Origin of the sequence: Comamonas denitrificans (assembly GCF_042654745.1) — a bacterium.
GTDB classification, from domain to species: Bacteria; Pseudomonadota; Gammaproteobacteria; order Burkholderiales; family Burkholderiaceae_C; genus Comamonas; species Comamonas denitrificans.
On the sequence record NZ_JBHSEY010000057.1, the window covers coordinates 215,359 to 228,945 of the forward strand.

Genomic DNA, 13,587 nt, shown 5'->3' on the forward strand with positions numbered 1-13,587 from the left:
ACTACCCCTCCCACATGCCATACCCGTCCCGCCAAACCGGCTTCACCCTGATTGAGGTCATGATCGTGGTGGCGATCATTGGCATCTTGAGCTCCATCGCCTACCCCAGCTACACCGAATACGTGCGCAAGGGCCACCGCGCCAAAGCCATGGCAGGGTTGCTGGAAGCGGCACGGTGGATGGAGCGGGCCGCCACGGCTACGGGGACGTATCCCGTGACGGCCAACTTCCCTGCCAACTTAAAAACTGTGGAAGGTGACCGCTACGATATTGCTGCAGTGTCTGACGGTGCCACCTTTACTCTGACGGCTACCCCAAAAGGAGCGCAATCCGGTGATAAATGCGGCAATTTCACCCTGACCAATACCGGAGCCAAAGGTGTCAGCAAGAGCACTGTGGCCGATTGCTGGGGAAAATAATGCTCTAGCATTCACAGCATGACTGACCATGCTATTTACATGCAAGAAGCGCTTGGGCTGGCCGCTCAGGCGCTTTTTTTATCCAATCCCAATCCACGTGTCGGCTGCGTGCTGGTGGGCCGCAGCGGCGCGGTCATTGGCCGGGGTTTTACCCAACAGGCCGGAGGGCCGCATGCCGAAGTGATGGCGCTGCGCGATGCCGCCGCACAGGGGCACAGCACCCAGGGGGCCACGGCGTATGTGACGCTGGAGCCCTGCGCCCACCATGGGCGCACCGGGCCATGCTGCGAGGCGCTGATTGCCGCCGGGGTGGCCCAGGTGGTGGGGGCGCTGACCGACCCCAATCCCCAGGTGGCAGGCCAGGGTTTTGCCCGGCTGCAGGCGGCGGGGGTGGCCGTTGAAGTGGGGCCAGGGGCGGCGGCTTCACGGGCGCTGAATATTGGTTTTTTTAGCCGCATGGAGCGGGGCCGCCCGTGGGTGCGGCTGAAGGCCGCTACGTCGCTGGATGGGGCCACCGCCCTGGGCAATGGGGCCAGCCAATGGATTACCAGCCCGGCAGCACGGGCCGATGGCCACCACTGGCGGGCGCGGGCCTGTGCGGTGCTGACGGGGATTGGCACGATTTTGGCGGACGACCCGCAGCTGAACGTTCGCGCCGTGGCCACGCCGCGCCAGCCGCAGGTGGTGGTGGTCGATAGCCAGTTGCGCACACCGCTGGATGCTAAGGTTTTAAGAGCTGGTAGCGCTTGTATTATCTATACTTCAGTATTAAATATACAAAAAACCAAACAATTGCAAGCGCTAGGCGCTACTGTTATTCATCTACCCAATGCCCAAGGGCAAGTGGATTTGGCGGCAATGCTGGCCGATTTGGGGCAGCGCTCTATCAATGAGTTGCATGTTGAGGCGGGTGCCATCCTCAACGGTGCTTTGCTGGCGCAGGGGCTGGTCGATGAGTTGTTGCTGTATTTGGCCCCCACGCTGTTGGGCCAGGGCTGCAAAGGCATGGCGGCACTGGGGCCACTGCAAGATTTAGGCCAGGCGCTGCCCTGGCAGTTTCACGAGGTCACCCCTATTGGCCCAGATTTGCGGGTGCTGGCACGCCAGCCGACATCGGCTGTTGGCTGCGCTGCAGGGCCAACCACTGGGTAATGAGTGTTTGGTCGGTCATCACCCGCACTTGTTGGTAGGCGGTTTCCGCCTCGGGGTAGCGGCGGCGCAGCAGGTTAAGCCATTGCTTTAGCCGCCCAGCCCGCTGGTTGGGGTTGAGGCGCTGACAAACCCAATCCCAAAACTGCTGCATGTGCGGCAAGAGTGCCGCCCACGGCACCGCCGCTGGCTGAATGGGCGCAACGCTATCGGCAGCAGGGACACCGTGAACGACAGCAGCGCGAATGGCCAGGGCCAAGCCGGGGTCGGCCACGCTGCCTCGGCCCAGCATCAAATCGGTGCAACCGGATTGCTCGCGGCAGCGCAAAGCGTCTTGCACGGTCCAGATTTCACCATTGGCGATGATGCGAATCTGCGGGCCAACGGCAGTGCGGATCAGCGGGATTTGCTCCCAGTAGGCGGGCGGGCGGTAGCCATCGGCCTTGGTGCGGGCGTGAACGACCAGCTCACACGCGCCGTTTTCTACCATGGCCTGGGCGCATTCGCGCATCAGGCCCCGGTCGTCAAAACCCAGGCGCATTTTGGCCGATACCGGCAAATGCGCTGGCACGGCACGGCGCACGGCAGCCACCAGGCGGGCGATGTTTTCAGGGTCTTGCAGCATGGAGGCACCGCCACCGTGGCGGTTCACAGTGCGGGCCGGGCAGCCAAAATTCAGGTCAATCCCCTCCGGCCCCAAGGTGGCGAGGAAGGCAGCGTTCTCGGCCACGCTGACGGGGTCTGAGCCCAGCAATTGCGCCCGCACTGGCACACCCGCCAGGGTGCGGCTGCCATGGGCCAACTCGGGCATGTAGCGCAAAAAAACACGCTCCGGCAAGAGCGTGCCACTGATGCGGATAAATTCAGAAACGCAGCGATCGGCCCCGCCAATGCGGGTGAGGACATCGCGCAGCACAAAGTCGAGCAGCCCCTCCATCGGGGCAAGAAGCAATTGCATGGCAGGTGGGTGGTAAATCTATTCAACGCGCAGCAGAAAGAGGCATCACGCGATTGTCATAAAAGGGGGGTGCAATAGCGGCTATCTCAACACGCTCTGGGACGGACCGGATACTTCATGATTTTGCAGAAAACCGCCAAAGCCTTGGACGAACTTCAGCCCGGTTCCCGAAAGTTGCCCCAGCGGGCACGAACGGTGCTATTGCTGGCAGACGGCAAGACGTTGGCGCAACTGCACGCTTTGCTGGGCGGCGATCATGCCGCAGTCGCCCAGACGTTGGTAGCACAAGGGTATCTGCAACTGGAAAATGGCTCAGTGGTCTCTCCATCGGCCTTTTCACCAACCCAACAAACCACTGCGCAGACACCTCAGCAGGGGGCAGCAGCAGCTACCCTGTCCATGGCCGGCACCCGCATGTATTTGTTTGACCTGTGCGAGCGCCTGTTTGCCAATCGCCATGAAATGCTGGCCCAGTCACTGCGGGCCCAGCTGCGCGAGGCCCGCGATCTGGCGGCGCTGCGCTGCGCAGGACTGGCCCTGCTGCAGGCCGTGCAATCCCATGCCGGAGAGGAACGGGCCGCGACACTGCGCGAACAACTAAGGGGTTTGCTGGACGAGGCCCCCCAAGCGCAGCCGGCCTAAGAACGTGTTCATGATCTCCTCATGGGTGTGCGGGCGCGGCTTCGGGCGGTCTGCGTCGTTGCAAATCCTCACAATAGCCAAGCTATTGCTGTGGTTTGCGCCTCGCAACCCATCCCGAACCGCATCCCCCACACCTTCATTCGAGATCATGAACACGTTCTAAGAACGTGTTCATGATCTAAGCCACGCGCAGGGACTGCCTCAAGCTACACCGCCAGCCGCCACAGGGACGTGACCTCTGCCGCGCGGGCGCTGTGCAGCGGGTCGCTGGCGTTCTGGGCTTTGCGATGGTGCGGGCGAATGTCCAATCGGCCAACCACGCGCAGGCCAGCGGCTTCGGTCCACGCCAATAGATCGGCGCGGCTGCGCAGGCCAAGGTGCTCGGCCAAATCAGACAAAATCAGCCAGCCCTCGCCCCCTGGGCGCAGGTGGGCCGCCAGCCCGGCCAAAAAACCACGCAGCATGCGGCTATCGGGGTCGTACACGGCTTGCTCCAGGCTGGTTGTGGCCCGCACGGGCAACCATGGCGGGTTGCAAACAATCAAATCGGCGTGGCCTGGGGGAAATAAATCAACGTTGCACAACTGCACTTGCGCAGCTACGCCCAGGCGCTGCACGTTGTCCTGCGCACAGGCCAGCGCCCGCGCGGCATGGTCGGTGGCAATCAACTGGGGCACGCCCCGGCGGGCCAGCACGGCGGCCAGCACGCCGGTGCCGGTGCCAATGTCCCACGCCACGGCCGCTGTTTGCGTGGCGGTTGCAGGCAGCGGGGCCTGGGCAACCAGATCAACGTATTCCCCACGCACGGGAGAGAACACGCCGTAATGCGGGTGGATGCGGTCGTAGCCACCCAAGGTTTGCAAGGCTGGAATTTGCACGCCGTTTTTGCGCCACTCGTAGGCGCTGACAATGCCTTGCAGCTCACGCAGCGCGATCACCCGTGCCGTGCCATCGGCAGGGCCCCAGGCTTGGGTGCAAGCGGCCTGCACATCGGGAGCGCGGCGCAGGGGAATGCGGTAATCCCCATTCAAAGGAATAAGGATGCTGCCCAAGATATGGGCCCGCCGCGCCTGCACTTGGCGTTGCTGGTGAAAGGCCAAGGCTGGGGTGGCGGCAGGTGCAGGAGGGTGCGCCGGCTTGGCGTTCTTTTGCGCTTTGCCACGCAGCTTGGGTTTATCCAGGCGGCGCTTGAGCGCCTCCATTAAATGGCGGGCATTAAAAAAATCACCCTGCCAAAGCAGGGTGCTACCTTCACAAATCAGGTGGTAAGCGGCATCGGCAGCCAAGCGGTCGTCGGCCACCTGCATGCGCGCGGGCGCAGGCCGCCCGGCTTCGCTGTGCCAAGCCGCGTGCTGCGGCTGGCCGTTTACGTCATCCCATTGCAGCGTGGCATTGGTCACAGCAGCAGCCAATCAGCCGTTCAAAGTGCGCTGCAGGCGCACTTCTTCAATTTTGATGGGGCCAACCTGGGCGGTTTTGGCGGTGGTCATTTCGCGCTTGAAGCCGGCCATTTCATGAAAGCGCAGGGCGCGTTCGTTGCGCAGCGGCACCCAGCAGGTCACGTTGGTGCAGCCTTCTTCAAGCAGGCCTTCACGGGCCGCATCCCACAGGGTGATGCCCACGCCTTTGTTCCAGTGGGTGGGGGTGGCGTAGATTGCCCAGATTTCACCGGTGGTTTGGCGCGATTTGGGGTCGCGCGAGCGGTCAAAACCCACAAAGCCGACGATCTTGTCGCCATCAATGGCAACTTGCACCTGAGGCTCACAAAACTCAATGGCCTCGCGCCAATAGGCCTGGCGCTTTTCGACGGACGACATGGCTTTGAGCTGATCGTCCGGCACGATGCCTCGGTAAGCCTCAAGTGCAGCAGCAGTATGGATTTGCGCAATGGCCTTGGCATCACGAAGCGTAGCGGGGCGAACCTGGTAGTGAGTGGACATGGGAGCAGACAAAAAATAATAGTTAGGGAAAACGAAAGAACGCGATTGTCTAAGAATTCATTTTTTTTGCCAGTTTTTGGTGTAGGAATCCATAAACTGAAGTACGGCTGTTGGCCGTTTCTTGCCCTTGTGCAATGGATATGCTAATGCAGAAGGAAAAAAATTTTAGGAGCTGTCAGCGCTTTGCTGGTAAGCGTTAGAGGGCTAAAACAATGAAAAATCCTCCCTCTACCAAGAGGGAGGATTGTCAGCTGCAGGCAGAAAACTGCCAGCGATCCAGGTTTAGTGCACTTCGCGGGCTTGCACGTCGGTGACCTCGGTGGCCACCTGGGGCAGCACGCCGCTGCGTTTGCTGGGGGCTGCCTGGCGGGTTTGGGCCGCAAAGCCACCGGCTTTTTTGCGCATGCTCGACCAGGTGGCGGCCGCCTGAGTAGGCAGCACCCAAGCCATGACGGGGCGGCCCGTCAGCTTGGCCCACAGCGCCCGCAAGCCCCAGACCAAAGCCAACACCATGCCAGCGGCCAGCACGCTCATAAAAAACACAACACCGGCCAAGAGCAGCACGACGCGGACAAGAAAACGGCTCAAGTCTGAGACAAATGCGTTCACAAAAGCTTCCTTTTCCAAATAAACCCTGGTGGGCAAGTTTATGCAGCAGTCTGCGTGAATTTAAATACCCCTGGGGCAGTCACCGGATCGACACCGACGGCAATCACACTCTTGGGCGGGAATTTCCCCTCCAGCAGCAGGCGCGAAAGCGGGTTCTCGATGCGCTGCTGAATGGCCCGCTTTAAGGGGCGCGCACCAAACACCGGGTCAAAACCGACCTTGGCCAACTCGTCCATCGCCTGGTCAGACACTTGCAGCTGCAAATCCATTTTCTCCAGCCGGGCACGCAGGTGCTGCAGCTGAATATCGGCAATGGCGCGAATGTGCTGGGCATCCAGGCCGTGGAAGACCACCGTTTCGTCGATGCGGTTGAGGAATTCGGGGCGGAAATGCGTTTTCAGCTCCCCCCACACCGCGTCCTTGATCTCGTCGGCCTCCTGGCCCACCATGGCCTGGATCATGTGCGAGCCAATGTTGCTGGTCATGACGATCACGGTGTTCTTAAAGTCCACAGTGCGACCCTGGCCATCGGTCAGGCGGCCATCGTCCAGCACCTGCAGCAGCACGTTGAACACGTCGGGATGGGCTTTTTCCACCTCGTCGAGCAGCAGCACGCTGTACGGCTTGCGGCGCACCGCCTCGGTCAGGTAGCCACCTTCTTCATAGCCTACGTAGCCCGGAGGCGCACCAATCAAGCGTGCCACGCTATGCTTTTCCATAAATTCGGACATATCCACGCGCAGCAGGTGCTCTTCGCTGTCAAACAAAAAGCCGGCCAGCGCCTTGCACAGCTCGGTCTTGCCCACGCCGGTGGGGCCTAGGAACAAAAAGCTGCCCAGCGGGCGGTTCGGGTCGGACAGGCCCGAGCGTGAGCGGCGGATGGCGTTGGCCACGGCGGCAATCGCCTCGTCTTGGCCCACCACGCGCTGGTGCAGCTTGTCTTCCATGGCCAGCAGCTTTTCCTTTTCGCCCTGCATCATCTTGGCCACCGGAATACCGGTGGCGCGGCTCACCACCTCGGCAATTTCTTCTGCGCCCACCTGGGTGCGCAGCAGCTTGTGCTGCGTCGCTGGCCCACCGGCTTCGCTGTCCTGGGCCGCTTTCAGGCGCTTTTCCAACTCGGGCAGCTTGCCGTATTGCAGCTCGGCCACTTTGGCCAAATCGCCCTTGCGTTGCAGCTCGGTGATCTGCACGCGGATGTGGTCGATATCCTTGCGCAGCTGCTCACTGCCCTGGGCGCTGGCTTTTTCGCTCTTCCAGATTTCTTCCAGGTCAGCGTATTCGCGCTCCAGCTTGAGCAGCTCGTCCTCGATCAGCTCCAGGCGTTTTTGCGAGGCTTCGTCGGTTTCCTTTTTCATGGCCTCGCGCTCAATTTTGAGCTGGATCATGCGCCGCTCCAGGCGGTCCATGACCTCGGGCTTGGAGTCGATTTCGATTTTGATCTTGGCCGCCGCTTCGTCGATCAGGTCGATGGCCTTGTCGGGCAAAAAGCGGTCGGTGATGTAGCGGTGAGACAGTTCTGCTGCAGCAACGATAGCAGGGTCGGTAATATCCACGCCGTGGTGCGCCTCGTAGCGCACCTGCAGGCCGCGCAGGATGGCGATGGTGTCTTCCACCGTCGGCTCTTGCACCAGCACTTTTTGGAAGCGCCGCTCCAGCGCTGCGTCTTTTTCGATGTATTTGCGATACTCGTCCAACGTGGTGGCGCCAATGCAGTGCAGCTCGCCGCGCGCCAGGGCGGGCTTGAGCATGTTGCCCGCATCCATCGCTCCTTCGGCCTTGCCCGCGCCGACCATGGTGTGGATTTCGTCAATGAACAGAATCACCCGGCCTTCTTCTTTGGCCAGGTCGTTGAGCACGGCTTTGAGGCGCTCTTCAAACTCGCCCCGGTATTTGGCCCCGGCCAGCAGGCCCGCCATGTCCAGCGAGAGCACGCGCTTGTTCTTCAGCGACTCGGGCACCTCGCCTTCGAGAATGCGCTGGGCCAAGCCTTCAACGATGGCGGTCTTGCCCACGCCGGGTTCACCAATCAGCACCGGATTGTTCTTGCTGCGCCGCTGCAGCACCTGGATGGCGCGGCGAATTTCATCGTCGCGGCCAATCACCGGGTCGAGCTTGCCCTGGCGCGCCCGTTCGGTCAGGTCGAGGGTGTATTTTTTCAGGGCATCGCGCTGGCTTTCGCCTTCGGCGCTGTCCATGGTCTGGCCGCCGCGCACGGCATTGATAGCCGCCTCGATGGCCTTGCGGCTCAAGCCATGCTCTTTGGCCAGCTTGGCGGCCTTGGTGTCGCTATCGGCCAGGGCCAGCAAGAACAATTCACTGGCAATGAACTGGTCGCCGCGCTGCAGGGCTTCTTTTTCGGTGGCCTGCAGCAGCTTGCCCAGATCGGGGCCAACCTGCACCTGGTCATGCCCTTGCACCTGGGGCAGCTGCTTCATGGCGTTTTCTACGGCGGGGGTCAGGGCTGCCACATTCACCCCGGCGCGCTGCAGCAAGGCCGTGGGGCCATCGCTTTGGCGCAGCATGGCCGCCAGCAGGTGCAGCGGGTCGATGTAGGCGTGGTCGTTGCCCAGCGCCAGGGTCTGGGCATCGGAGAGGGCTTCTTGAAACTTGGTGGTGAGCTTGTCGATACGCATGAAATTTTTTCCTTTACAACCAACAAAAGAGTTGTTGCAAAGGTAGCGGCATTCTTTGAAATTTCAAGGCCCTACAAGGCATGCCACCCAGGGTTGGGCCCCACGCCATTCACTGCGTTTTTTCCAATGCTTCCAGCGCCGTCTCGCTGCCCTCGGGCAGCATTTCCAGGGTGGCGTGCAGGCCGGGAACGGCGGCCATCAGCTCCTCCTCAACCAGGCGGCGCAGGCGGGCGGCTTTGCCCAATGTCCAGTGGGCGGGCACATGCATGTGGACTTGGGCAAAGCTGCGCTGGCCGGCGCTGCGCGTGGCCAGGGAGTCGAAATAGACGTGCTCGTTCGTGTGGCGCTGCAGCACGTTTTCTACCGCCTGCAGGTGCTCAGGATCAATGGCTTCGTCCATCAGCCCTTGGGAGGAGTGCCAGACCAGGTGCCCGCCTTCTTTCAAAATATTCAGCGCCACGACAATGGCAATGCCGCCATCGAGCCACTGCCAGCCCGTCAGGGGCACGGCAATCAAGGCACCGACCACCCCCACCGAGGTCCAGACATCGGTGAGCAAATGGCGGGCATCGGCCCGCAGCGCCATCGAGTTGTGGACTTTGGCCGAGCGCAGCATGACGGCGGCCAGCACGCCGTTAAACACCGAGCTGATGACCGACAGCGCAATGCCCCAGCCCAGCGCCTGCAGCGGCACGGGGTGCAGCAGCCGGTCGATGGCCGCCCAAATGATGGCCAGGGCGGCACCGATGATCAAAATGCCTTCAAAGCCAGACGAGAAATACTCCGCCTTGCTGTGGCCAAAGGGGTGATCGGCATCGGCCGGGCGCTGGGCGATGGTGACCATGAGCAAGGCAAACATGGCCCCGGCCAGGTTCACAAACGATTCCAGCGCGTCCGACAACAGGCCCACCGAGTCGGTCAGCCACCAGGCCCCCATCTTCAACACAATGGTCAGCAGCGCCACCACCACCGAGGCCCGCAGCAAGACCACCGGAGAAAGGCTTTGCCAGATATCGGTTACTTTCATAGCTGTTCCCACCGTTTTAACGCCATTTCATCGCTTACTCTGGCATCAACCCAGCGTGTGCCTTGCGGGGTTAGCTCCTTTTTCCAGAACGGCGCCTCGGATTTCAAATAATCCATGATGAATTCGCAGGCCGCAAAGCTGGCCCCCCGGTGGGCGCTGGTGACGGCCACCAGCACGATTTGATCGAGCGGCTGCAGCAGCCCGACGCGGTGAATCACCCGCGCGGCGGCAATGCCAAAGCGCTGGCGGGCGCGTTCGATGATGGCGGCGATGCTTTTTTCCGTCATGCCGGGGTAATGCTCCAGCTCCATGCTGGCCACGGCCGCGCCTTCGTTGCGGTCGCGCACCAGTCCGACAAAAAAGCACGCGGCCCCCACCTGGGCATTGCTGGCGTGCAGGCGGGCCAGCTCGGTGGAGACATCAAAATCTTGGGGTTGTATGCAGACGCTGAACATGCGGCCAATTGTCGCAGCCCACACCAAGCCCAAGGCAAAGTCTGGACAATGCGCCCCCTGCCCTACCCTTCCATCAAAAAAAAGCTGCCGCCCTTTTGACCATGGCCACCCCCACCATTGACACCCCGGATTACCTGCTCTACCCCAGCCCGCGCAATGAGCACCGCGTGGTGTTTGCCTTTACCCACTTTGTGCCCCACCCCTATGCGGTGATTTATTTGCCTGATTTTGATTTCATCGGCAAAGCCACGCTGTTCAGCGCCCAGCGCAAAAGCGATGGCCGCATGGGCCAGGTAGTGAGTTGCGAATTGGCGGTGGATTTGGAGCGCTTCATCACCCGCTTTACCCCGGACTGAAGGCCCGCCATGAGCAATCAAATGGAGATTCCGCCCAGTTTTAGCCAGCTGTTTCGCAGCCCTGCCGGGCGCTTGACCGCGCCCGCCACCACGGTACTGGAGCGCTATGAGCTGTGTGAGGACTTGGCCTGCGCCCTGGTCGAGCAAGCACAAAGCATCTACCACCGTGGCCACAGTGATGAAGAGGCCGTATTGCTGGGCTTGCACAGCGCCATTGGCAGCCCTGCGGCGGGATTGTCCCCCGCCGAGGGGCAATGGGTGATTTTGCGCTTGGCCGAATTGCTGCAATGGCGGGCCCCACAGCTGCCCGCCGAAGCCTAAAAACCAGCCCTCAACGCATTTACTGTGCGGCTGCAGCTGGGGCGGCACCTGCGGGCGCTGCGCTGGTAACGGCTGTTTCTGCGTGGGCTGCTGGCTGCCAGCGCTGCGGCAGCCAGGGATTGAGCCCGCCTTGGCTCCACACCGCGCCCAGCACCAACAGCACGGCGACCAAGGCCAACCACCATGGAGCGCTGGATTTTTGCGCATACGGGTCGCGCAGACTGCGCTCGGCATTGCTGGGCACCTGGGCTTGCTGCGACAAGGAGCGGCCCAGGGGCAGGTTGATTTTCATGCGCCCGTTAATCGCCCAGCCGCTGGCATCCAGAATGGGGCCCAGGCTGCGCTCGCGCAGCTTCATCCAGGCAATCAACACGCTGGGGCCTGAAATGGCCAGCATCACCCCCAGCAAGGCCAGCGGTATCCACGGCCCCAGCTCCAATACCTTGCTCAGTACGGCGACCGCCACCGTGCTCAGTGAGCCCAACGCCACCCCAATCGCAGCGACCGTGCCCACATCGGTTTTACTGGGGGCGGGGGCCTCAGCGGGGGTGGGCGCAGCCCCCCCGGCCAAATGGGCGGCTTTGGCTTGCAGGCCTTCGGTCACCGCCGCGTCTTTGCTGGCGGCGCGTTGGGCCACTTGCGCTTCAACAAAACGCAGAAATTTTTTGTAGGGCGAGAAAAACGCCTGGCCAATGCTGGTGGGGTTGTCGATCAAGGTGGTGATGGTGGCATCCCAGTCCTGCCCCTGGCGGTCGTAAAAAATCCCTTTGCGCCCCACAAATAAAAAGTCCACATCGCCCGCCGTAAACGCCGCGACGATAGTGCGCACCTTGTCACCTCGGCGGCATTCACAGTAAGCCAAAAAGGTTTTGGCCAAGCCAGCCAGCGCGGCGTGGGAGCCGGGGTCTTGCACGTCCACCGTCAGCTCGCAGCTGCGGCCATCCAAATACAAGGTACCGGCTTGGAAGATGCCGCCTTGGCGACGGTAAAAGCTGGAAAACGAGACAAAGTTATTCAAAAGCAAGAGCAGGTCGCGCTGAAGGAGTATGAGTTTTTCGAGGTTTTTAGCCTCTTTTTGGCGACTGGCTTCCGCGCTATCCTGCTCCATCAAGGCGAGCAAGCGCTGCTGATCGCCACTGGCCAGCAAGGCGTGCGCTTCGTCCACGGGCATGGTGGCCACCGGCGTGCTGGGCTGGGCGGCCAGCCAGGCTTGGCAGGGGGCCAGGGTGGCGCACAGCTGCTGCCATTGGGGCCAGCTCAATTGCGTTTGCGCCCCCAGTAGGGGCGTGACCACCTGGGCCTGAAAGACGGCCATGGCATCCACCCACGCGGGATTGAGGCCTTGGGCCAAAGGCAGCAGCGCATCCGCATGGATGGCCGCCAAGGGCAGTGCAGCAACGACACGATCGCCGGCGTGCAAAGCTTCTTTTCCCAACAGGGCATAGCCTTCTGCGCTGGGACTTAAGGGCTGCAGGGCGGTGGCATCAAACGCGGCCAAACGGCAGCGGGCAAAAAAGTCTTCCACCTTGGCCTGCACCGCCATCAGGGCCTGGGCCGCAGCCAAGGCTTGCGCAGGCGAGGCCAGCCCACACGACTGGGCGGGAGCCTGCCCATGCCAATCGGCCACGGCTTGCACATCGGCAAAAAACTGCGCCAGCGCCGCCGGGCTCACGCCGGGCTCGCCATCGCAGCCCGTGCTGGCACCGTAGCTGTCCATGATGCGCTGGGCCAGGGCGTGCAGACCAGGGGCATCGGCCAAGAGCTTGGCGGGGTTAAGAATGCCATCGCCATTCAAGGGCATGGCGTGCAAATCGGTCAGCCTAGCCTGCACTTGCCCCAGGCTGATCGTGCCGCTGTGCGCCTGCCCGGCCAACGCCAGAATGCGCTGGGCTTCGGCATGCATGGCGGCACCCGTTTCGTTATCGACGTTGATGCTGGCCAGCGCCAGCACGTCTGTCCCACTGGTGAGAACCTCGGGATCGCGCACATGGGCAACCGCCCATTGGCACGCGGCCAGCAACTCGGGGGCGCGGATGCGGCCATCGCCGTTGTCATCAATGACATCGAGGGTGGCGGGGTCAAATTCCACGCCACGTGTGGGGCAGGCCAAGGCCACCCACAGCTTTTGGTCCAACTCTGCCAAGTGGGCAATATCGGCCCCGGTGCGAATCACGACCTGGTCCACGCCCCCGGCGCGAACAAACTGCCATCGGTGTTGTTGTGTCTGCATAGTGTTGTTCAGCCCTTGTGCCCTGTTGCCCCCTGTTGTCCCGCTGCAGCGGCGCACAGCGGTGGGGGAAATTGAAAAAACGCCAGTGTAAAAGTGAAGCGCCCCTGCCAACACCACACCGGGCGGATTCAAGTCCAAGTGCAACATTTGTTCAGTGCACTGAATCAGCCTGGAAGCTTAGCCGCTGCAAGTGCTGCGCATAGACCTCCAGGGGAGTGGAGTAACCCAAGGTCATCCTGGGGCGCCCGTTGAGCTCATCGGCCACGGCATCGAGTTGCTCCTGGGTGTAGCCGCTCAGATCGCTACCCTTGGGGAAGTACTGGCGCAGCAGCCCATTGGTGTTTTCGTTGCTGCCACGCTGCCAAGGACTGTAAGGGTCGCAAAAGTACACCTTCATACCCGTGTTCTCGGTGAGCTTGGCGTGCTCGGCCATCTCCCTGCCCCTGTCGTAGGTCAGGCTCTGGCGCATGGGGCTTGCTATTGCATTGAGTTTGTCACTGAATGCCTGCAGCACATGCGCGGCTGTCGCTGGATTGGAATGGGGTAGCTTGACCAGCAATACCAGGCGCGTGGTGCGCTCGACCAGGGTGCCAATGGCGCTGGCGTTGTTCGCCCCCTTGATGAGATCTCCCTCCCAGTGGCCTGGAAGCTGACGATCCTCTATTTCTGGTGGGCGCACATGGATGCTCAACAAGTCTTGGATTTCACCGCGCCGGTCCTTGCCCTTGGAGCGGGGCCAGCGCTTGGCATGGGCCATGCGCAGGCAGGACACCAGTTCCTTCTTGAGCTCGCCCCTAGGTTGGGCGTAGATGCAGGTATAGATGCTCTCGTGTGACACTTGTGCG

The 13,587-nt window shown here is 61.8% G+C and carries 14 protein-coding genes; 5 read left to right on the plus strand and 9 right to left on the minus strand.

Annotated elements, in window-relative coordinates; all coding sequences use genetic code 11:
• Positions 1-14: 14 nt before the first annotated feature.
• The gene (locus ACFO24_RS12995; protein WP_377738719.1) at positions 15-419 is read left to right on the plus strand and encodes a type IV pilin protein; all 405 of its coding nucleotides are present in this window, start codon (positions 15-17) and stop codon (positions 417-419) included.
• A gap of 18 nt (positions 420-437) precedes the next feature.
• The gene (gene ribD, locus ACFO24_RS13000) at positions 438-1,571 is read left to right on the plus strand and encodes a bifunctional diaminohydroxyphosphoribosylaminopyrimidine deaminase/5-amino-6-(5-phosphoribosylamino)uracil reductase RibD (protein ID WP_377738720.1); all 1,134 of its coding nucleotides are present in this window, start codon (positions 438-440) and stop codon (positions 1,569-1,571) included.
• Here the strand turns inward: ribD and ACFO24_RS13005 are convergent.
• Positions 1,492-2,526 carry a tRNA dihydrouridine synthase gene (locus ACFO24_RS13005; RefSeq protein ID WP_377738721.1) on the minus strand — a complete coding sequence of 345 codons (1,035 nt, stop codon included), beginning with the start codon at positions 2,524-2,526 and terminating at the stop codon, positions 1,492-1,494. The genes ribD and ACFO24_RS13005 overlap by 80 nt on opposite strands.
• 117 nt (positions 2,527-2,643) lie before the next feature.
• On the opposite strand from ACFO24_RS13005, the gene ACFO24_RS13010 reads away from it, so the two are divergent.
• On the plus strand, positions 2,644-3,168 hold the full coding sequence (locus ACFO24_RS13010; protein WP_377738722.1) for a hypothetical protein: 525 nt from the start codon (positions 2,644-2,646) through the stop codon (positions 3,166-3,168).
• Between the two features lie 206 nt (positions 3,169-3,374).
• Here ACFO24_RS13010 and ACFO24_RS13015 read toward each other — a convergent pair whose 3' ends face one another.
• From ACFO24_RS13015 to ACFO24_RS13040, 6 genes are all read right to left on the minus strand, one after another.
• Entirely contained in the window at positions 3,375-4,568 is a 1,194-nt protein-coding gene (locus tag ACFO24_RS13015) for a methyltransferase (protein ID WP_377738723.1), read from the minus strand.
• Positions 4,569-4,580: 12 nt separating this feature from the next.
• Complete coding sequence (locus ACFO24_RS13020) at positions 4,581-5,108, minus strand: GNAT family N-acetyltransferase (RefSeq protein WP_377738724.1); 528 nt, start codon at positions 5,106-5,108, stop codon at positions 4,581-4,583.
• A 282-nt stretch (positions 5,109-5,390) separates the two neighbouring features.
• Positions 5,391-5,717: a hypothetical protein gene (locus ACFO24_RS13025; protein WP_207575526.1), complete on the minus strand. Its 327-nt coding sequence runs from the start codon at positions 5,715-5,717 to the stop codon at positions 5,391-5,393.
• Between the two features lie 38 nt (positions 5,718-5,755).
• Positions 5,756-8,353 carry an ATP-dependent chaperone ClpB gene (gene clpB, locus ACFO24_RS13030; protein ID WP_377738725.1) on the minus strand — a complete coding sequence of 866 codons (2,598 nt, stop codon included), beginning with the start codon at positions 8,351-8,353 and terminating at the stop codon, positions 5,756-5,758.
• A 109-nt stretch (positions 8,354-8,462) separates the two neighbouring features.
• Positions 8,463-9,380: a cation diffusion facilitator family transporter gene (locus tag ACFO24_RS13035; RefSeq protein WP_377738726.1), complete on the minus strand. Its 918-nt coding sequence runs from the start codon at positions 9,378-9,380 to the stop codon at positions 8,463-8,465.
• Complete coding sequence (locus tag ACFO24_RS13040; protein WP_207575535.1) at positions 9,377-9,835, minus strand: molybdenum cofactor biosynthesis protein MoaE; 459 nt, start codon at positions 9,833-9,835, stop codon at positions 9,377-9,379. Before ACFO24_RS13040 ends, ACFO24_RS13035 begins: the two co-directional genes overlap by 4 nt.
• A gap of 101 nt (positions 9,836-9,936) precedes the next feature.
• On the opposite strand from ACFO24_RS13040, the gene ACFO24_RS13045 reads away from it, so the two are divergent.
• Positions 9,937-10,191, plus strand: coding sequence for a hypothetical protein (locus tag ACFO24_RS13045; protein ID WP_207575529.1), 255 nt, complete (start codon positions 9,937-9,939; stop codon positions 10,189-10,191).
• Positions 10,192-10,200: 9 nt separating this feature from the next.
• Positions 10,201-10,512 (plus strand): hypothetical protein, encoded by a 312-nt coding sequence (locus ACFO24_RS13050; protein ID WP_377738728.1) that lies wholly within the window; start codon positions 10,201-10,203, stop codon positions 10,510-10,512.
• A gap of 19 nt (positions 10,513-10,531) precedes the next feature.
• Here the strand turns inward: ACFO24_RS13050 and ACFO24_RS13055 are convergent, their stop codons facing one another.
• Together ACFO24_RS13055 and ACFO24_RS13060 are read right to left on the minus strand one after the other, a co-directional pair.
• Positions 10,532-12,742, minus strand: coding sequence for a hypothetical protein (locus ACFO24_RS13055; protein ID WP_377738729.1), 2,211 nt, complete (start codon positions 12,740-12,742; stop codon positions 10,532-10,534).
• Between the two features lie 151 nt (positions 12,743-12,893).
• The coding region (locus ACFO24_RS13060) for an IS30 family transposase (protein WP_377738730.1) at positions 12,894-13,587 on the minus strand (694 nt) is incomplete at its 5' end.

Bases quoted from the DNA above. Each gene is read 5' to 3' on its own strand.
- ribD (WP_377738720.1), top strand. From the start codon at position 438: ATGACTGACCATGCTATTTACATGCAAGAAGCGCTTGGGCTGGCCGCT.
- ACFO24_RS13035 (WP_377738726.1), bottom strand. From the start codon at position 9,380: ATGAAAGTAACCGATATCTGGCAAAGCCTTTCTCCGGTGGTCTTGCTG.
- ACFO24_RS13050 (WP_377738728.1), top strand. From the start codon at position 10,201: ATGAGCAATCAAATGGAGATTCCGCCCAGTTTTAGCCAGCTGTTTCGC.
- ACFO24_RS12995 (WP_377738719.1), top strand. From the start codon at position 15: ATGCCATACCCGTCCCGCCAAACCGGCTTCACCCTGATTGAGGTCATG.
- ACFO24_RS13055 (WP_377738729.1), bottom strand. From the start codon at position 12,742: ATGCAGACACAACAACACCGATGGCAGTTTGTTCGCGCCGGGGGCGTG.
- ACFO24_RS13045 (WP_207575529.1), top strand. From the start codon at position 9,937: ATGGCCACCCCCACCATTGACACCCCGGATTACCTGCTCTACCCCAGC.
- clpB (WP_377738725.1), bottom strand. From the start codon at position 8,353: ATGCGTATCGACAAGCTCACCACCAAGTTTCAAGAAGCCCTCTCCGAT.
- ACFO24_RS13005 (WP_377738721.1), bottom strand. From the start codon at position 2,526: ATGCAATTGCTTCTTGCCCCGATGGAGGGGCTGCTCGACTTTGTGCTG.
- ACFO24_RS13020 (WP_377738724.1), bottom strand. From the start codon at position 5,108: ATGTCCACTCACTACCAGGTTCGCCCCGCTACGCTTCGTGATGCCAAG.
- ACFO24_RS13040 (WP_207575535.1), bottom strand. From the start codon at position 9,835: ATGTTCAGCGTCTGCATACAACCCCAAGATTTTGATGTCTCCACCGAG.
- ACFO24_RS13010 (WP_377738722.1), top strand. From the start codon at position 2,644: ATGATTTTGCAGAAAACCGCCAAAGCCTTGGACGAACTTCAGCCCGGT.